Raw genomic sequence first — 18,922 nt, forward strand, 5'->3', positions numbered from 1 at the left:
CCATTTTTAGTAATATAAACCACTTTCGATTATGACTTTAAATACTGAAGAAAATAATTTTAAAATGTAAATTAATAGGAGTACAAATGGTATTTTTTACAACTGCTGGAAGAGAACACACCCTTAATTTTAAGAAATTATCTGAATACGAAAACAATAAAGAAGAATATCTAAAACTTGCAGCTTCTTGGGCAAAAAAAGCATGGGGATATTTGCAAAATAATGATAAACAATTTTATCTCAAGGATGTTCGGGCAAAGCAGGATCAAATTTACGTTGGCACTTTTAATGATCAACCAGTGGGTATGTTTGGTTTATTTGAAAAAAATTTTCATCGATTTCAAAATGATGATGAAGATAGTGCTATCCGCGGTGAATTAAAAGTGGTTTATTTTGATTATATTTATGTAGAAGAAAACGCCCGGGGATTAGGTTTTGCCAGACAGCTTCTGGAGAAAGCAAAATCTCTAGCTGTTGAATTAGGTGCGGATTTTATTTACCTCGATACATTGAATCCGAAACTTAATAAAATGTATATAAAACTTGGAGCAAAAGTAATTTGTGAAGGGCAATACCTTGAAAATCCAACAGATGTTTTAAGTATTCATCTTTAGTAGGTATTCTTTTCTTTTAAAAATAGTCGGGCACTGCCCGACAACTCCATTCAAAAAAAGAACTTCTGAAAAAGATTACTTGCACCATAAAAAATTTAAATCTCTAAATACTCCAGAAAATGCATAAATGGTAATGACCCTTTTACAAGCGGTTCTGTATACTCTGAACTAAATCAATTAAGGAGCCATATTTTGAGTAGAACTTGGGCCTTCGTCAGAATGTTCTTGACGATGTCTCTTCAAATTAACCGTAGGTCTGCTGCCCCTTTGCATCCATGATAAAATAGGATAGTGTGACTTATCTTGTTCACTCCGCTGTCTAATTCTTGATAAAGTACTGGGTTTGAAATGAGCTAATTTAGAATAATCCACACCCTCTGAGCGAATTAATTGGCGTTGTTGTTCGAACGGCAAAGCGGCTAAACTTCTAACTTGCCCTAACTCAAATGTTAAAAAATTGGTTTTATATCGATGACTCACCTCTAATAGCGCAGGAAACTCGCTAAAGCCTTGTTTCTCAACATTCTGTTTTGGATTAAAAGGATCAAATCCTTCGGTAATTTGCGGATCAATGAGTGAGTGTTCATGAATATAAGGCTTTTTGTGATAATTGACCCAACGACAATGAGGATAGGACGCCTGAAAACTCCCATTTGTTTTGGTGAAAATAGTTTTTCCATATTTTTGGGCCGCAGCAAGAACACATCCATTTCCATAAGTTCCTCCTAATAATAAGGTCTTAGATCCTGCTCTTTGACACTCCTGATTAAAAGAACGCATGGTAGCTCCAGAAGCTATTTGTTCTTCAATTTTTTTCTGAATTAAATTATCGTTGCCCAAATATTGACTAATATTCAAAAATAACTCTTTTACATCCGTTGTATTGTAATGAATAAAGGCAGGATAAGAGGAATCTTTACACATTATGAGTCGTTCTTGAATATTATTTAAAATAGAAAATATATAGTTTTTATTCGAAATATCGTTAAAAATATTATGAAATGATTCAATGTATAAACTATCCCAGGCGGGTAAATGAGTGGCTTGACGATAAAAATAACGGTCGTTTATCCAACACTCTTTATGTGTTCTAAGACAGCTAAAAAATATGTCTAACTTTGCAACATCATTATCAAATCCACTCCGATATTGAGGATCGATTCGTAGTGGAGAAAGCATCGGGGTAAGAAATTTTAAAGCTCTTTTGGCATTGCTTAAAACACAGAAAGGAAGAATCTCATTTTCGATATTTTTGTCTTCTTTACTTCCAGTGATTATGAGTTCATTTTGATGTTTTACTACTTCATTCATTAATGCAAAAAAGTAAGCGACTTGTTGGGTTTTTAAAACAGAAGGGTGGGTTTCTTTCTGTAAACACTCAAGAAAAGCTTCCTCGTTTGGAAAATGTACTATTTGAGCAGCTAATTGATTCAAAGCAATTAAGGCATTTTGAAACTCTTGAATCGATGCAAAGAATGCCATCTCCTCCATAATAATGTCTATTCCTTCATTTAAAGGAACTTCCTCTCTTTGAGAGCCTTCTATGGCCTTGATTAAGCTAATCATCCTATCTCGTGTGAGGTTTTTTTTAGGATTTATCTTAAATCCTTCAATCGTACTCGCCTCTTTTTTATCTTGCATTAATGACAACCCTTAAATTTAACTGAGCAAAAAGTGTGTATTATAAAAATAAAATGGAAGAACTCCAGACAATTATCGAATTATTCAATGATCATATTTGGATAACGACCACTATAAGCATGCGTTCAGGGACCTAAGGGGAATTTCTATGTACTTTTTCAATCTAGACAAAAACTTCCTTAGTCTGATATATATATGGATACCCCAAAATCAAGGAAGAACATGAACAACATCATTCGTAAAGTTTTAATTTCTATCTCAGCAGGTACAATATTATTACTTAGTTTATCCACTTCAGGGTTTGCTCAGTGCAAAGGTAATGCCGAATCATTTGAATCGGGCACGGCGAAACATGAGAAATGGCAATCAATAGGCAATAGTTACAGCAAATCCACCCGACAAGCTGTCTTGTTTAAAGAAATGAAAGGAGGAATTGCCAAACTTCCTGCAGGCCACAACCATCCACCACATTTTTACAAACACAAATTGCTTGTTGTCATTATGGAAGGAACCCTTCACCTTCATATTAATGGTAAAACAACAACCTATAGCAAAGGAGAATATTTCATTCTACCTGCTTACACTTGCGTTAGCAGTCATTCTAAAAATGGCGCAACAATAGTTATGGTTGGAGCAAAACCCGGGGATAGTTATCCAGTTAATTCAAAAAACTAACCTCTTAATTTGAGTATTTGCCCTGAGATATCAGCAATGGGGGGCAGACGCAATTGATTGATGTTCCTCATTGATCAGGGAGAACAATTGAGCAATCGTAGGTTGGGTTCCTGAACCTACCTAAGATTGCTAAGCTGAAAATTGAATTTAATTCCTTATCTAAATGTCTTGGTGATATAATAATCAATATGACTAAGTTATATAAATTTATAGATTGGAATAGATGTTATGTTTTTAATTAGTTATAAAAATTCAAAAAATATCAAGATAAGAGAAAATTTTGAGTCAGATACCACCCTTGATAAGGAACTAATAGAAGAATTACTTAAAATAAGATCTGCAAATTTAGAACGATTTAATATGTTGGTCAAATCAAAAAGGACAGTTGTATTCAGTGATACAAACGATTTAAAAAAAGATGCAGAATATTTTGCAATTTTTAAGTCTTATGAGGCTAATTTAATAAATACCACCTATCTTAACCAACAATTTTGTCTTAATCTTGCAAAAGCCTGGCCAACAATTAAAGACATTTTAACGCAACTCGAAATAAGAAAAATTGCATTATCTTGCATGAGCCAAGACCCTCTCCAACGTGAAATAATTATCAAATTAGTTAGTAGTGATCGACGATTTAAATCACTAGAACATTTTAATTATGAAGTTGCATTTAGGTTAAATGCAGTCAAACTCATGAATAATGAGAAATTTCATTCGCTTGATGGTAATTATCAATATCCTACAGCTGAAGCTAATTATCTACAACTCAATAAAAACTATTGGATCCAAGCAAATAACAAATTAGGACTTTTTAAAGTAAAAGAAGAAGTATTACCCTCTGAAGCAATAGATTCCATTTTTGATGATACAACAAAAATAGTTCTTGAATGCCATAGCATGATGATGTGTATCCAGTATAAAGCATTATTAGATACTATCGGCGCAAAAAATTTTAATCACCTTTTTAAAAGCCACCCGCTTATAATCGCGGATGGTCTTTTGATTGGGGATCATAAACAGGAGATGTTAGAAATCTTTCCTTACTCTCCTGTCTTAAAAAAAGAAGATTATATCCCTGGCGATTGGTTGTATCTTTCCAATTTTCAAGAATACAGTCATGCAAGCCTGTATGATTATTCGAAAGATGGTAATGGCCTCCACACAATGTTTATGGGAAATGAGAAATATCGGGGTTTTGGCTCTCCGTTAATGACAGAAAAGGAAGCTGAGTTTCATTTTTTGGAAATTTATAACGAGGATTTTTGTGCATTTCCTATTGAATTAACACCTGAAAATATCGATATGAGGACCATGGGGCTGGATTCTTGCGAAGAAGAACTCCAAATAGGTAAAAAAGTAATAATATATGGACATATAAATTGTCCTCTACAAGAATGGCAACATGTTGAGTGTATTTATAACGGAAATGGAAGATTCGAGTGTAGTAAATTAGAAATGAAAAGCGCAACGGAAGAAGAGATTATATTAGCTTTATTAAAAAAATATAATTCATTACTTCCTAAAAAGAAAACCGAGGAGGATTTAAAAGATCTAAACATATTTAGGGGAGCGCATTATGTTAAAAGCATTAACTTTTCCGGCGAACGATTCAACTTCCTCTTTGAACCCGCTCTAAGCTTTAAATTTTTCGATAAACATAAATCTTTCGAGACCGATCTGAGCCAGAATATGAGTGATCTTTCTTTTAATTAGAATCTGTGTCCCCTTTTATTTTACCTAGCGACCCGCACTTTGGCTATGCAGCCTGAGGCAGTTGTATGCTGCATTCAAATTGCTCTATTCGCTTGATACATTCTTGTTTTGCATTATTGCATAGGGGATTAAAATTAGGTCCTGACTTCTCATTAAAAAAAAGTGGCGTTTTACTGTTTTGTGCTGAGTTACACATACCAATGACTCGATTAAATATATTCTCAATTGCGAAGCTAATTCCGTCTTTGTCAAACTCACAATGTTGAAGATCAGAAATAAAATCCGATAACTCAAATTGTAACCCATCGATTACATCGATATAAGTATAAGAAGATAGAAGCAACATGTAATCAATCAGTTCATGATCGTTATATATTTTATTGTGGAGTCTGATATCGATACTTTTTACCTTATCAGCATCTAAAGCGTTTTTATCGATGACGAAATGCACTACATTATTTTCTATTCTACGATATACAATCCACTCATTATCCTTATTTATTAGCGCAACAGTATTTTTATCGAGCTCAGCCTCAGTAGGCGGTTTATCGAGTATTACGAGTTTTGTATATCCATTATGATATATAACTAATGATTCTATAATTTGGTGAATGCACTGGATTAATGGTTGGGCTTGGTAATAATTTTTCCAATAACCATTTAAGTCATTGGATTGGGTATCCAATTGTGTAAAAACATTCTCGTGACTCAGTAGGGCTTGTACGTATTTATCATATCTAAATGAATTTTGATCCGCATATTCCATCGCATAACATACAGGAAGTAAGCCATTAGAGGTACGTTGGTTTACATTTATTTGCGGGTGTTTTATTAATAATTTTAAAATATCATAGTGCCCTTCCCTAATTGCAATTTCCAACGGATTTCCTTGATTCACATCAATTGCTTTATGCTTTAGTAATGCCTCAACAGCGTCAAAATTGCCACATTGGACTGCAGTACATAAGGGACTCTTTGAAGCACTATCGGCCAAATTCACGTCAATTCTTGAGTGATCTAATAGAAGTTCCAGGGTTTTTATTGACTCAGGAGTCTTTAAGCGAACAATTTGATTTAATAAAATTGGCTTAGATAATCCGCGTTGGTAATTTACATCGATATCGGGATGCTGAAGTAATTCGCGCACGATATTTAAATGTCCATTTTGGGCTGCAAGGTTAATGGCTTTATCGCGTTGCGGGCCTTCAAGATTCACATCGATAAATGAAATGATACTACCCGCGTGAACCAATGCAGAGAGTAGGCGCCGTTGTATATCTGGGTTTTCAAAAACTGAGTTAATTTCGGTGTGGCCTGCTTGTGTGAGGGCAAAGAGTATTCGAGATTGAAAATTGGGTTTCACTATTTCAATATCGAGTTCTTCCAAGTTTAAAATAGAAATAAAATCATTTGGAATAATCCCTGAATGTAGGGTTCCATTATGATTACGTACTATATAGGTGCCCTCTTGGGATAAATAGATATGACCAGGAAGTGCTTTTTCAGGATCATTTTCTAAACTCGAAAGCAATCCAAAGTTATAGGGACGCAATCCGGACAAATCAAAAGTACTCGTATCCACAGTTCCTGTACGTACTTCACCATGAATATTAAAAACCTTGTATTCGCCGGTATGGGAAAGATAAATAGTATTAGCGTGATAAGTAGGTGCAATAATTTGCTCAAAAGGCATCCAACGCCATAAGGTTTCGTCATTCATAGGGGTAACCTGTTTGCCTGTCGCCAATAAGGCTTTTGTCAGCGCAATATCCCCTCTTTCTGCAGCTAAATGCAATGCCCCGAATGACATGTGAGTTGAATTGAGTCCTATATCTGGGGAAGCTAACAATATATCAATTGTTTTACTGTCGCTTTTTTTATATAAGGCATACGGTAAAATACTGCTTTTTTTAATAGCAGGCTCTCTAAGCAATCGATGTATCACGTCATATTTATTATTGATCACTGCACCGCTCAAGGGATTAAGAGCATCTAAATAAATATTTGGAATACCAAACTTCTTTAACACTGCTTCTACAATTTCAACGCTACTATGAGCTGAAGCAAAAAATAGGGCTGATTCTAGTTCATGCATCGTAGCAGCTTTATTCATCGGATATTTTAATAGCTCGTTTACCACCTCCGCATGGCTGAACATTATTGCTAACATTAATGCGGAAAGATGACTGTCATTTATTCCATTTAAATCAATATCGTTTCTTTGGGCTAATTGTGAGACTTTATCGCTAAACCCATACATTGCAGCGACATGTAACAAAGTAGTTCCATATACATCTGTTCGATTAATATCGGATGTATTCTGCAGCATTTTTTCAAATGCTTGGTTGGTAATCTTAGTCAGATCCTGCGAAAGAGATTGAGCTCTTTCCATTTTTTTATCAGTATAAACACCAATAGAAATATTAACGATATCGTCTGTTAAGCGTCTTTTTTTAAATGCATAGATAATTTCTGCTGTAATCTCATCTATTGATTCACGTTCTAAAATATCATCATGATTAGTTAATACCCATTTATTGTTTTCTTTATCAAAAATAACGTGGATGTCATGATTTGCAGAGGAAATGACGCAACCGGGCGATACATCACCATACTTTTTATGGTTTCAAAAAAAGTTTTCAATCCATCACAATTATCATTGGATGCGGTAAATAGAAAACGATCGGGGTTGGGTAATGGAGAAATTGTTTTATCCACAGAATCCTTATCATACATTACTTCTTCAATTTTAAGTGTTTCAAGTTGATTGAACAATTGGCCATGATTAAGGTCTAAAAATTTCTGGGTTTCACTCGGGTTGAAGTGAGCCCAGATCTGAAAGAAAAAAGCATCTACGGTTAATAATATTTGTTCATTCTGGGATAAAGGGGCAATCGTTCTGTGTTCTCGCAAATCTTTATCGTGTTGCTTCGCGCTCAGTAATAAATCTTCTAATTGGTTTGGTTTAAGCCCGCGCAGGTAGGCCATTCTTGCTTTAAATTGATCAGATTGTCCTGCCCAATGCGCTCTTTGGGCCATAAGTGCTAATCCTTTACATACGCCTCCTTCACTAGTGGGATAGTGAAGTTCCTTCATCAGATCGATTATATTCATTATGCGCTCCTGGTTGATGTGCGATAGGCATGGCCTTCCTGATCTCATTTCTTTAATGACTCAAGAATTCAACTACATTTCAGACAATGATTTATCGACTTTAAGTTCAACTTTTATTTTAACTTTGGGAACTTAGGGAAAACTTACGCCTTATACGAAATAACTGCATATAAGAAAGAAAGTATGTAGGTGTGATGCTTAACAAACTTGTGTACGCGGTATTTAAATGGAGGGATAATTATTGAATAAATGGATAAATTAGGAAATCGCTCAATAGTTTACAAAAATTTAAAAAGCCATGTATCCCTCATTCTCTAACATGGCTAACCTAAAATTCTATTAAAAATTTTGGAGCGATGTACTAGCGACTAAATCATTTGTATTATCACTGAAAGTGGGCTCTTCAGGCTTTCTGTTTTTCTTCAGAACATTTGCGTTAATGTATTTTATGCAAGCGGACATCTTAGATAACTGACCTTGGGAATCATTATCACAAATCCTAAGAATATTGAGAAGATGGTCTTTTTCAAAAGTATCCGGCGGAATTTTTTGCCAAATATTGAGTCTTAAGCATTTTTGGTGGTGAATAATACGATCAAAAGATTCTTGGTTTAATAGATTACTTTGATTTAATAGTTTGAACAAAGGCGCCAGAGATTCGTCACATTGCGCAATTTTTTCATAATTTTCCTGTCCTTGTTCCTCCCTCAATAGATCAGCTGAATGAAGGCTGGAAACCATGGAGTGAAATGCTTCAAAATGTACTTTTCCAACAGCAAGATCAAAATTTCTTTGGGCAAGAGGTGCATTTAAAAGGTTGTTTTCTTGAAGGCAATTTAGGAGATCGATAAACTTTTTGGGAGCATTGCATGCAATAAGCAGCTTACGATTATTTTCTATGGAGGATAGTGAGAGGCCGTGTAAAGCGTTGAGAGCTAAAGGAATTTCTTTTGGAGAGTACATAAGGGCATTCCCGGCACAAATTTCCTTACCCATCCGTTCATCTAATAAACCTTCGAGTTGGAGGGTATGAACAACTGAAATAGCAACGAGAGGATTGTGACTTGTTTTTATCAGATCACGAATATCCTGAGCTAACGGTCCTTCTAATAAACCCGCTTGTCGGGCAAAACAAAGAGCCTGTACACTATCTCTAGAAGGTTTTTCTGCGATCAAAGTACGATCAGCTTGGTCTATTTTCTTTTGCGAACAATAGAGTAGATGGAGCGCTTTCCCAACTTGTCTCGGATTATATTCACTGCTTGCAATGGCATCAAGATCGGCTTGAAGGGTTTCTTTTGAATTTTGACTTGAAGCATAAATCGTTGAAATCTCACTATAAGAAAGAAACGCTACAAAGGAATCAAGAAGTTCATTCGGATTTTTATGATTTGCTATTCGTTCAAAATTAGCCTGTGCTCTGTGGCCAGTAAGAAAGACTACATTATGGGTATATTGGTCATCCAATTTTTCTTTATACGAAATTCCAATGGTCGATAGGGCATCCCAAAGATCATAGGGATTTTCATGTGCGGCTATCACATTAAAATTGTTTTCATTAAATAAATCAAAATTCCCTATAATTTGGTTGGATCGATGCAAATCACTTTTAGCAAAAGTGTCCAAAAAAGGGAATACGGAGCGCCAAAAAGATGAAAACCAGCTACTTAATAAAAAATTACAAATAATAAAGGCATTCTTTTCATTGGTTGGCTGTGTAAATTTGATTGGGAATATCCATCGTCGCCAACCCGAAAGTTCGTTATAATTTTTAAAAAAATTCGAAATGATGGTTTTATTAGTTTTAGATATTGCCAATTTCTTTACTCATAATGCTCGTTGGTGGTTGATTATACCAAATGATCATGTGGTGCAAAGTTTAAATTTTAATTATCTTGCCCTATAAAGACTCATTTTATTTGAGTGGTTCAAGACTTTCCATTGCTCAAACTAAGGGTTCGATCTGGTCTAGTAATTCCTCCTGTTCGATAAGGTTCACCAACAGATTTTGCCAATATACAGGCGTGTTAAACCATGGGAAACTTACCGGAAAAGCTGGGTCGTTCCAGCGTTTTGCAAGCCATCCTGAATAATGCAACATACGCAGCGTCCGTAAAGGTTCGATTAAATGACGTTCATGCGGCTTAAAATCATGAAATTCACAATAACCTTGTAAAATCTTGTCCAATTGTAAATTCATTTGATCCGTTTCACCAGAAAGCAACATCCAAATATCCTGTATCGCCGGTCCCATCAGGCAATCATCTAAATCAACGATATGAGGACCTGATTCACTCCATAACACATTTCCTGCATGGCAATCACCGTGTAAGCGTAGTGAAGAAACATTTCCAATGGCTTCAAAAACCTGTTTAATTTTGTGGAGTACCCTTTCTACAGTGTTGCAAAAATTGGTGACTAAATAATCTGGGATAAAATTTTGGTCAATAAGAAAGTTGTAAGGATCATGCCCATAATTTTGCACATTTAATTGAATGCGGTGATTGAATGCTTGGCAGGCACCTACTCGGTGTAAGCGACCTAAAAAACGGCCCATCCATTCCAGCTGCTCACTATTATCTAGTTCAAGTGCATGGCCTCCGCGTCTAGGAAAGAGTGCAAATCGGAATTCATGATGATGATGCAGGGTTTGATCCTTTATCATAAGGGGGGCAATAATGGGAATTTCATGTTGTGCTAATTCAAGAGAAAACTGATGTTCTTCTAAAATAGCTGCAGAACTCCAACGATTAGGCCTATAAAACTTAGCAATGAGGGGCTCAGCATTTTCTAATCCGATTTGGTAAACTCGGTTTTCATAGCTATTCAGTGCAATCAGGCTGCCTGTGCAAATAAAACCTGTGCTTTCAATTGCATCCAAAATGGCATTTGGATCCAGCTGCGCGTATGGTGTTTGATTCTCGTGATCCAAATGTGAGTTCTCTGGTGGTAAACATAGGGATGCATTATACACAAAGGCAATCCATAAAGATAAAGTTCACCCAGTTTAAATTTTGAGCTTGCATTTGGCTATTCATTGTAAATTAATTAAACAAAGTGATTTGACAAACAGACTTTCCTTATTAAGCTTTAATAGAAGAATTTAAAAAAGAGTATTGATTACCCAGGAATCTTACTAACTATTTGATATCGAATAAAAGTAATAACAGCTAGATGGGTAGCGTTACAATCGATTATATCCCTTAGTAATGAGAGTAAATGGAGAGCAGCAACTAAAGATACGGTAGCTGCTTAATCTTTAAATTATCAAACAAGGATGAAATAAAATGGCTAATTCAAATGTTCGTTCTGGAGAGGTTGTAGGTGTTGCAGTTAAAAACAACGCACTGGAAGATTTAGGAGAAGTCGCTGAAATGGTAATTGATAAGCTTTCTGGAAAAGTTACTTATCTAGTTCTTGATTTTGGAGGCTTCATGAATTTTGGTAATAAATATTTCGCAATTCCATGGAATGCTTTTACTTATAATCCTGATGAAGATTGTTTTATTTTAAATATAGATAAAGAACGATTGGAAAATTCCCCAGGTTTTGATAAAGATCATTGGCCTGATTTTTCCCCAGAAATGAGTAGAACAATTTCAGATTATTATGGTTTGTAAAATAAAGAGGGCTGGGATTTTACCCAGCCCTTATTGAAGGCCGACTCAAAATCATGTATCTGCATTTTTATTACGATACATATGGAAACAGCCAATTGCAGCACAGTTTTTTCACAGTAAACGGACTTAAAAATGAATTCGGTCTGATCAAAGCCTCTTCACTTAAGATTTGTATAAACTTCGCATATTACGAACATTACTTAATATTCAGTTAATTTCCTCTTTGTAAACTGTTTTTCATACCCGTTTCTTAAAGGCCTCAACCATGAAAAATCCCTTACACTTCATTTTTGAATCTAAAATTTATCCACATGCACGAACTCTACGTACCTCGCTTGGTACCAAATTTTTTGACTCTTTTATGGTTATTAACGGCGATATGTCGGTAACGGACGAAGATCCTTCCTTTGGTTTATTTGATGTCCTTACCTTAGGTATACCTGGTGCCCTTGCAAGACTTGACGTATTTATGACTGAGCGATATAACGAATTATCAAGAAAAAATAAAACTAATAGTTTCGAATCAACATTATTTGCAGTAAGCGGAATGATTAATTTTATTTTTAATCAAGTTCCGCGATTTCTTTTTTCTGGGATAGTAGCAATAGTCGCATTTTTACCAATAACTTTGCCGACTTATCTAATTGCAAATGTAATTGATAATTTAAGGGACGATAGTATGCCCAAAGCCTTCAACGTCAAAGGCACAGGAAAGGGCGGAGAAGAGAAAACACTGAAGGAAGCATTAGCTTGGCATAATTCTAAAAATACAACTAGCATTCTCTATGGCATTGAAGAACTTCAAAGTGAAAAACTGGATGAAGAAAGTGTAGTTTTATACATTCCCGATAACGGAAAATGCTGTAGGAGAGATTTATTTACCTTTAAATATCATTCGAATGACCTAGGCGTTAAGGCGTTGTTTACTCACAACATTGGTGGTGTTGCCAAACAATGCCCTGAGCAAGCGAGACAAATAGCTGAACAAAAATCTGACGAACAAACAGGATTGAAAATTTAAGCTAAACCGCAACCGTTAAAATACTCCTAAGAAAATTTTTTATCTTACTTTTCCACTTCCGTTGAGGAAAAGAAACGCACCAAATCTTTTAACTCCTCCTGTTGTACCTGAGCATTTATCCAATTCAGTTGCACCTGGGTGGTTAGCTGTTCTCGCTGATTCACTAGGAACAAAGTACTGTCCCCTTCATAGAATTTTTGTGACTCTCCTTGTTGAACCTTTAGTGCCAAATGATACTCTTTTTTTAAATAATCTACTTGTTTATGGATTCTTCTTATCCCAATGTAAAGATTGGTCAGTTGATTTTTAAGCTGCTCATACGTAAACCTTCTCTCGGCTCTTATTTGCTCCAATTCACTTTGGGTGCGAATTAATCTGCCTTTGGCTTCTCGTTGTAATACAGGAAATTTGAAAGAAACTCCTATAAAAGCTGCCTGTGGAATTAATTCAGGATATCCTCCACTGCCGTTTTGCTTAAATGTATATGCAGTAGCATCCAAATTGGGAAGTAGCTCATTTTGCGCTAAGTCACGCTTAAGCTTAATTATTCTTGAGTAATTTTGTAGCCTTTCTAATGAAGGATGGCGGGCTAACTGAGATAACCCTTGTGCTAATTGACGTGGCTGCATCAAAATATGCGAAGGAAGACTCTTTTCCAAAGGAATTTTAGGATTTCCTTTTTCATCTCTATAATACAAAGATAAATTAATTCCGGCCTGTTCAAATATCATCATTCCCTGGTTAAGTAATTGCTCTCTCTGGATTATTTGTTGCATATTTTCAATGATTGCCAGTTTAGGCAGATCACCTTGATTTGCTTGTTGTTCGATTGCGACCTGTCGCTTTCGAGCTAATTTCAATAACTGTCTAAAGGTTTTTAATTGCAATCCTGCTTCTACCCATTGCCAATACGCTTTAATTGTTTCTTGGTATATTTGAATTTTAATCGCCTCCGAGTCGTGCTTTTTCATTTCAATTGACTCAGCGGTAGTCAATAAATTGGTTCGTTCCTTATCAATTGCTCGGTCACGGAGTAAAGGAAATGAAAGTCCAGCTCGATACTCCCCTCCTGAATTCGTTAAGTAGTTTTGATAATAAATGGGCCAGTTCCCGTTCCCATTTCTATAACCTGCAAATAATTTGACTCCGTTATAGAAGGTAGGAACAGTAAGCTGGGTATCTCCGTAATTGTTAATATAGCCACCAAGGGGTTGTGATCGAGTGGCTGCATCGAGAGAGGGATCAAACCTTCCCAATGCACTCAAATGCTCGCCTTGAGCCTTGGTAATTTCCAGCCGTGCTATTTTAATTTTTGGATAATAATAAGAAACACTCCGGAGCACTTTATCCAGGGTTAATTTATTTTGTTCGCTTGCCGCACTGAAAGCCGAAAGGGGTAAACAAATAAAACCCAGGATGAGCTGATATTTAAATCCGGTAGGAGAGAAAAATCGATTCATGGCTGACTCTTCTCTGAAGTACTTTCAGGAGGGAAACCATTATATTGCCGCCACAGTTCGTACCATAAAGGCACCCTCCCCAATTGAACCCAACCATGAACACGGACACCCTGCCGTAAAAATCGTGTTTGTGGCCAAGGTTCATCAGGAACAATAACTGCACGAAATAATCCTATACCATTGTCCGTGGGATCTATAAAAGAAACAGTCCCTCCAAAAGTACCTACGGCAATTTCAGGCCAACCTCTAAATTGGATTGCAGGCCATCCTTCGAACTGTAAGCGAGCTTTTTGATGAAGTCGAACAAATGGAATATCATTGCCATCAATCCATAACTCCACCGCGCGTGATTCAGTCTCGGGAATGATTTGTGCCAGAACATCTCCTAATTTGACGACGACACTCTCTTGCCCTGTCAATCGTTTAAAAATAACACCGGCCACTTGTGCTTTTATGAGTTGTGTCTGTTGACGTGCAATTCGTACATCAACATCGACCATGTCAATATTTGCTTGTGCTAACTCACTTTGGTATTTTGAATATTCAATTTGTGCCAATTCAAACTGACGTTTTGAATTAATTCCTTGCTCGTACAATCTTTTTTGTCGTACTAAATTGGCTTTCCCCGCTACTATTGATTGTTCTGCGGCTTCTCTCCGCAGGGCTATCGCTTTCTTTTCCAACTCCAATCGCTTTAATAACTCCGGATCATTATCACTAATTTCAACTAGAAGATCGCCCGGTTTTACCCTCATCCCCTCATCGACATACCATTTTTTAATACGCCCATTGATTGGGGAGTTCAATGTATGAAGTCTTTCGGTTGGGGAGTAAGCGATCACCTTGCCATCGCCAAGAGCAAACTGTTGCCAAGGAGTAAAACTTAAAAATAAAACGATAACTAGAGCGATAATAAAAATTATTTTGGCAATTTTTTGCGGCTTTGGGAGTTTTGCAATCATGGTATAGGCATGTAATTTCATGGAAGCACCACGCAATTTGTCATTTCTTTAAGCTCATGAGTTTGAGTGATTAAGATCAAAATGGTATTTTTTAAATTCAGTAATCGCGTCATGAGTAAGTCAATTTTATCTTTCTCTAATCCATCAAAAGTTCGGTCAATAATGAGTAATTGTGGCTGCAGTAGGACAGCACGAATAACCATCAGGGCAATGAGTTCAAATTCTGTAAATTCATTTTGCCAATCATAAATAACTGTTTTTAAGCCATCAGGTTGATGCATTAGTTTTTTTGAGAGTCCCAATTCATTAAATTGCTCAATAATAATTTTGTGTGATGTATTTTTATGATTTAACACGAGATTGTCATAAATGCTGCCGGCAAACAATTCTGGTTTTCGCAACAATAAACTGTATTGACGTAGTGCTGTTCGATGCTCTTCATTACAAATACTTTGATTGACTAAAACGTCCATGTTACATTTTTTTCCAAAACCCAAAAGTGATTCGGCAAATGATTTGCAGGATTCTGCATCTTGAGAATAAACCACTAATGGCTTTTCCAATGAAGCATTTACTTTGGTCTCATCAAAGATACCTATTTCGATTGTCCTCATAGGTAGAAATAAAGCATGAAGCTCATTTTTGATTTCCTCAAGAGGTAAGTTCAGGACTGCATCCATCTTGCTTTCTGAGGACACTAAATCGTAATAATTTTCTAAAAGCACACCAAATCTTTTAAATGCATAAATTAATGCACCAAGTACAATTTCAGCAGCTACAAGTTGTCCCAAACTCAATTGATTTTTGATAACGAGATATCCTCCTAATCCCAAAAGGAGGCTACTTGAAAACGCAGAGAGGAGATAAAAACCAATTTGGTGCTTAATAAGTTGTCGAAAATGAGTGTTTCTTGCATTCAAAAAAGACACCAAATGCCTGTCGGACTGTAAAGTAGCATAGTGATTGTAGTTACTAAAGCGGAATAAAAATCGATTAATTAAAAGTTCTTCTAGCCAGGCACCTACTTGGTGTTTTTGCGCACACTCCTTTTTTGCACTATCTAATCCCTTACGATATGGGATGAAGATAATTAACACGATACTGAGAAGGATAAAAGTGTCAAAAATAATAAATAGCGGATGATAAACCAGTAGTAGTAATAACCCCAGGAAAAGTTGCAGACCTAAATTCACTCCATATAGCAAAAGGCTCGAAAGTGATTTTTTGATGGTAACCACTTCAAAAAAGCGATTCACCAATTCAGGACCATGATGCGTTGAAAAACTATCTAAGGACAAGCGAGTAAAATGATTGGTAAGGTTTAGACTTATTTTTACCATTAATTTTTGCTGAATGACCTCGAGAATTACTATTTGCCAAACATTTAAGGCACCAAGAGCCATCATCAAGATGAAAACAATGAGGCTCAAAGTAACTACAGGCTGCATTAATTTTCCAAAGGCAATTAGATTAATTAATGTCTGTGCTGCGATCGGGATGCTCAACGTTAATAGGCTTGCTACAAGACTGATGAGAGCAATTGATATCACTGTTGGTCTGTCTAAAACATCTTTAATAGAATTCATTTCTTTTCTAATTATCCTTTTTATCTTAAGACATTAATGTTTTAATTTCTTTAGTATAAAAAACTCAAGTGATTCAATCGCTTTATTATTTTCTTTCTTTTTTAACAAAGATACATGAATATCACTTAACTTTGGTAAAAAATCTTCATCAAGACGGTCAAGATCGCTGGGAATCATACTGCGTTGTATCGCAGTAATGCCTAAACCTGCCCGCACCGCAGCCATTTTCCCAGCAAAACTTGGACTACTAAACACAAGACGCCAGTTTAAGTGATGTTTCTCTAGAGAACCAATTACGTTCCCACGGTAGACACAAGGTGTTGGTGAAAGCACCAGCGGAATTGGTGTGGTTTTGTTAAATTGAGTCAAAAGCTCTCTTTTCGCTACCCAATCGACTGGCTCATTCCACACATCTACGCCTTCAGCAATTTGATTTCTTTGATTGGTTTTAATTAAGATCAAATCAAAATCGCCATGATTAAATCGCTCAATTAAATTAAGAGTCAGATCACACTCAACATTGAGCATCACTCGGGGATGCAGTCGGGAAAACTCAACTAGTACCTCCGATAAAATCATCGAAGCAAAATCCTCAGGTAAACCAAAACGAAGCTCGCCACGAAGATCTGGCGCTTTAAATCGGTCAAGTGATTCACGATGAAGTTCATAAATCCTCTTTGCATAGCCGAGAAAAAGCTCTCCATCAGGGGTCAGAGACAACTCACGCCCACGAAGAATTAATGGTTTTTCAATCAGTTGTTCGAGTTTTGCAATCTGCTGACTGATTGCAGATTGAGTGCGTCCGACCCGAAGGGCTGCTTTTGTAAAACTTTGTGTTTCTGCAACCGCCAAGAAGCATTGCAAGGTCACTGTATCAAGACTCATTAGAACTCCTAATGAAGTGCATAAAAATTATTAATTTTACTTATATCAGTTTATCTAATATATTTCCATTCTAGCAGAACAATTTCTAATGGTGAATACTGTGAATACAATAATACTTTTTTTATATAGTGCACTTCTGGCATGTCCAGCCTACGCACTGCTCATTAACTGTTTTAGTGACAGGAAAAGAGCTGGCTCTGCGGCTCGCTTGGCAAGTCTCTTTATCGGCCTTGGATTTATAATCGGTGTTTTTCTATTAAGCCATCTGAGCTTTTCAGAAATGCCGGTGACTTATTTGCTCATCAGCTTTAATACCTTAAGTCTATTATTATGTAGTTTAATTTTAGTAGTAAGCTTTATCGTTCATCGGTTTTCTCTAAGGTACATGGATGGCGACCGACTTTATTCGCGTTATTTTTGTACCTTAGCAGCCATTACCTTAAGTGCTGTAGTTATGGTTCTTGCTGACAACCTCTTTCTGTTTTGGCTTTCCTGGTCGCTAAGCAACCTGTTATTAGTTGTCTTAATGGTTCATAAAAGCGAATGGACTGCAGCCAGAAATTCGGGTCGGCTCACCCTAAATTGCTTATTAGCAGGGAGCATCAGTTTATTAACCTCCTTCATATTAATAACCTTAAGCACTGACACTACTTCCATTCAGGCTTTAAACCAGAAAGAAATTATAAGTTCTTCTGTTTTTGTGCCTGCAATGACGCTAATTATGCTCACCGCATTAACCCAATCCGCGATTTGGCCATTTCATCGCTGGCTGATTAGCTCTTTAAATTCGCCAACCCCTGTTTCTGCGCTGATGCATGCAGGTCTTGTAAATGGCGGTGGAATACTGATTGTAAAATTTGCCCCACTCTTTGCGGCATCGAGTCACTTACTCATGATTGTATTCATTCTAGGATCCATCTCAGCATTCTTAGGAACTTTTTGGAAGCTTATGCAGCATGATATTAAGAAAATGCTGGCTTGCTCCACCCTGGCGCAAATGGGATTTATGATGATGCAATGCGGTCTAGGATTATTTGCCGCCGCTGTAGCTCACTTGTGTTGGCATGGTTTGTTTAAAGCCTATTTGTTCCTAAGCTCGGGCTCTGTCATTGCGCAAAAAAGTAACGAGCCTAGAGAGTCTGCATACAAACCAATTATCTTTTTAATTGCAAGTATTGGTGGGTTTTTAGGCATGCTTGGTTTTGCGTTTATGACGAATAAGCCCATCCTATCTCTACAAGCAACCTCATTCTTACTGGTTTTTGCATTCATTGCAGGAACGCAATTGATGCTCGCATTATTGAGCAATCGCTTGTCGATCATCAACATGGCGATTGGACTCTTGATGTCTTCCTTAGCCGGTTTAGTTTATGGCGCAAGTATTCATGCGATTGAATTACTTCTTCCTAACTTAACTCAGTATTACTTGCCCAAGCTATCAATGCTGCATCTAGGTACTTTAGCTCTACTCGTATTGCCCTGGTTACTAATTAACCTTGGGTTTATGAAAAAAATTAAAGAATCCAATTTCTGGTGCAGGCTCTACGTGAACTTGTTCAACCAAAGCCAGCCTTCACCAAGCACTATCACAGCAGTACGGTCTGATTATAAATACTAATTACCCTAAGGAG

15 protein-coding genes are annotated in these 18,922 nt (G+C 36.5%); 6 read left to right on the plus strand and 9 right to left on the minus strand.

What is annotated here, in order from left to right; translation table 11 throughout:
* Positions 1–86 precede the first annotated feature (86 nt).
* Complete coding sequence (locus ACWTE2_RS06205) at positions 87–614, plus strand: GNAT family N-acetyltransferase (RefSeq protein ID WP_182391887.1); 528 nt, start codon at positions 87–89, stop codon at positions 612–614.
* Between the two features lie 177 nt (positions 615–791).
* Here ACWTE2_RS06205 and ACWTE2_RS06210 read toward each other — a convergent pair whose 3' ends face one another.
* On the minus strand, positions 792–2,255 hold the full coding sequence (locus tag ACWTE2_RS06210) for a hypothetical protein (protein ID WP_454784643.1): 1,464 nt from the start codon (positions 2,253–2,255) through the stop codon (positions 792–794).
* Between the two features lie 222 nt (positions 2,256–2,477).
* On the opposite strand from ACWTE2_RS06210, the gene ACWTE2_RS06215 reads away from it, so the two are divergent.
* Positions 2,478–2,930, plus strand: coding sequence for a cupin domain-containing protein (locus tag ACWTE2_RS06215; RefSeq protein ID WP_454784644.1), 453 nt, complete (start codon positions 2,478–2,480; stop codon positions 2,928–2,930).
* A 228-nt stretch (positions 2,931–3,158) separates the two neighbouring features.
* Positions 3,159–4,643, plus strand: coding sequence for a transglutaminase (locus tag ACWTE2_RS06220; RefSeq protein ID WP_454784645.1), 1,485 nt, complete (start codon positions 3,159–3,161; stop codon positions 4,641–4,643).
* A gap of 43 nt (positions 4,644–4,686) precedes the next feature.
* Here ACWTE2_RS06220 and ACWTE2_RS06225 read toward each other — a convergent pair whose 3' ends face one another.
* The 4 genes from ACWTE2_RS06225 to ACWTE2_RS06240 form a co-directional block, all read right to left on the minus strand.
* Positions 4,687–7,035: an ankyrin repeat domain-containing protein gene (locus tag ACWTE2_RS06225; protein ID WP_454784646.1), complete on the minus strand. Its 2,349-nt coding sequence runs from the start codon at positions 7,033–7,035 to the stop codon at positions 4,687–4,689.
* Between the two features lie 131 nt (positions 7,036–7,166).
* Positions 7,167–7,757, minus strand: coding sequence for a hypothetical protein (locus tag ACWTE2_RS06230; RefSeq protein ID WP_454784647.1), 591 nt, complete (start codon positions 7,755–7,757; stop codon positions 7,167–7,169).
* Between the two features lie 339 nt (positions 7,758–8,096).
* On the minus strand, positions 8,097–9,575 hold the full coding sequence (locus ACWTE2_RS06235) for a hypothetical protein (protein WP_454784648.1): 1,479 nt from the start codon (positions 9,573–9,575) through the stop codon (positions 8,097–8,099).
* A 127-nt stretch (positions 9,576–9,702) separates the two neighbouring features.
* Positions 9,703–10,689 carry a serine/threonine protein kinase gene (locus ACWTE2_RS06240; RefSeq protein ID WP_454785017.1) on the minus strand — a complete coding sequence of 329 codons (987 nt, stop codon included), beginning with the start codon at positions 10,687–10,689 and terminating at the stop codon, positions 9,703–9,705.
* Positions 10,690–11,044: 355 nt separating this feature from the next.
* Between ACWTE2_RS06240 and ACWTE2_RS06245 the strand changes: the two genes are divergently transcribed.
* Positions 11,045–11,377, plus strand: a complete 333-nt coding sequence (locus tag ACWTE2_RS06245; protein ID WP_454784649.1) for a PRC-barrel domain-containing protein — start codon at positions 11,045–11,047, stop codon at positions 11,375–11,377.
* A 265-nt stretch (positions 11,378–11,642) separates the two neighbouring features.
* On the plus strand, positions 11,643–12,398 hold the full coding sequence (locus ACWTE2_RS06250; RefSeq protein WP_454784650.1) for a hypothetical protein: 756 nt from the start codon (positions 11,643–11,645) through the stop codon (positions 12,396–12,398).
* A gap of 44 nt (positions 12,399–12,442) precedes the next feature.
* Here ACWTE2_RS06250 and ACWTE2_RS06255 read toward each other — a convergent pair whose 3' ends face one another.
* The 4 genes from ACWTE2_RS06255 to ACWTE2_RS06270 are packed head-to-tail and all read right to left on the minus strand — an operon-like array spanning position 12,443 to position 17,291.
* Positions 12,443–13,858, minus strand: coding sequence for a TolC family protein (locus ACWTE2_RS06255; RefSeq protein ID WP_454784651.1), 1,416 nt, complete (start codon positions 13,856–13,858; stop codon positions 12,443–12,445).
* Positions 13,855–14,841: an HlyD family secretion protein gene (locus ACWTE2_RS06260; RefSeq protein ID WP_454784652.1), complete on the minus strand. Its 987-nt coding sequence runs from the start codon at positions 14,839–14,841 to the stop codon at positions 13,855–13,857. The genes ACWTE2_RS06255 and ACWTE2_RS06260 overlap by 4 nt, the downstream gene beginning before the upstream one ends.
* Positions 14,838–16,406 (minus strand): ABC transporter transmembrane domain-containing protein, encoded by a 1,569-nt coding sequence (locus ACWTE2_RS06265; protein WP_454784653.1) that lies wholly within the window; start codon positions 16,404–16,406, stop codon positions 14,838–14,840. Before ACWTE2_RS06265 ends, ACWTE2_RS06260 begins: the two co-directional genes overlap by 4 nt.
* Positions 16,407–16,439: 33 nt before the next feature.
* Positions 16,440–17,291 (minus strand): LysR substrate-binding domain-containing protein, encoded by an 852-nt coding sequence (locus ACWTE2_RS06270; protein ID WP_182391898.1) that lies wholly within the window; start codon positions 17,289–17,291, stop codon positions 16,440–16,442.
* A 100-nt stretch (positions 17,292–17,391) separates the two neighbouring features.
* On the opposite strand from ACWTE2_RS06270, the gene ACWTE2_RS06275 reads away from it, so the two are divergent.
* Positions 17,392–18,909, plus strand: a complete 1,518-nt coding sequence (locus tag ACWTE2_RS06275; RefSeq protein ID WP_454784654.1) for a proton-conducting transporter transmembrane domain-containing protein — start codon at positions 17,392–17,394, stop codon at positions 18,907–18,909.
* The last annotated feature ends 13 nt before the right edge of the window (positions 18,910–18,922 follow it).

The organism is Legionella nigrisilvae (assembly GCF_977063395.2).

What these genes read in the sequence shown, in the direction of transcription:
- ACWTE2_RS06205 (WP_182391887.1), top strand. Translation starts at nt 87, where the DNA reads ATGGTATTTTTTACAACTGCTGGAAGAGAACACACCCTTAATTTTAAG.
- ACWTE2_RS06210 (WP_454784643.1), bottom strand. Translation starts at nt 2,255, where the DNA reads ATGCAAGATAAAAAAGAGGCGAGTACGATTGAAGGATTTAAGATAAAT.
- ACWTE2_RS06215 (WP_454784644.1), top strand. Translation starts at nt 2,478, where the DNA reads ATGAACAACATCATTCGTAAAGTTTTAATTTCTATCTCAGCAGGTACA.
- ACWTE2_RS06220 (WP_454784645.1), top strand. Translation starts at nt 3,159, where the DNA reads ATGTTTTTAATTAGTTATAAAAATTCAAAAAATATCAAGATAAGAGAA.
- ACWTE2_RS06225 (WP_454784646.1), bottom strand. Translation starts at nt 7,035, where the DNA reads ATGGAAAGAGCTCAATCTCTTTCGCAGGATCTGACTAAGATTACCAAC.
- ACWTE2_RS06230 (WP_454784647.1), bottom strand. Translation starts at nt 7,757, where the DNA reads ATGAATATAATCGATCTGATGAAGGAACTTCACTATCCCACTAGTGAA.
- ACWTE2_RS06245 (WP_454784649.1), top strand. Translation starts at nt 11,045, where the DNA reads ATGGCTAATTCAAATGTTCGTTCTGGAGAGGTTGTAGGTGTTGCAGTT.
- ACWTE2_RS06250 (WP_454784650.1), top strand. Translation starts at nt 11,643, where the DNA reads ATGAAAAATCCCTTACACTTCATTTTTGAATCTAAAATTTATCCACAT.
- ACWTE2_RS06255 (WP_454784651.1), bottom strand. Translation starts at nt 13,858, where the DNA reads ATGAATCGATTTTTCTCTCCTACCGGATTTAAATATCAGCTCATCCTG.
- ACWTE2_RS06260 (WP_454784652.1), bottom strand. Translation starts at nt 14,841, where the DNA reads ATGAAATTACATGCCTATACCATGATTGCAAAACTCCCAAAGCCGCAA.
- ACWTE2_RS06265 (WP_454784653.1), bottom strand. Translation starts at nt 16,406, where the DNA reads ATGAATTCTATTAAAGATGTTTTAGACAGACCAACAGTGATATCAATT.
- ACWTE2_RS06270 (WP_182391898.1), bottom strand. Translation starts at nt 17,291, where the DNA reads ATGAGTCTTGATACAGTGACCTTGCAATGCTTCTTGGCGGTTGCAGAA.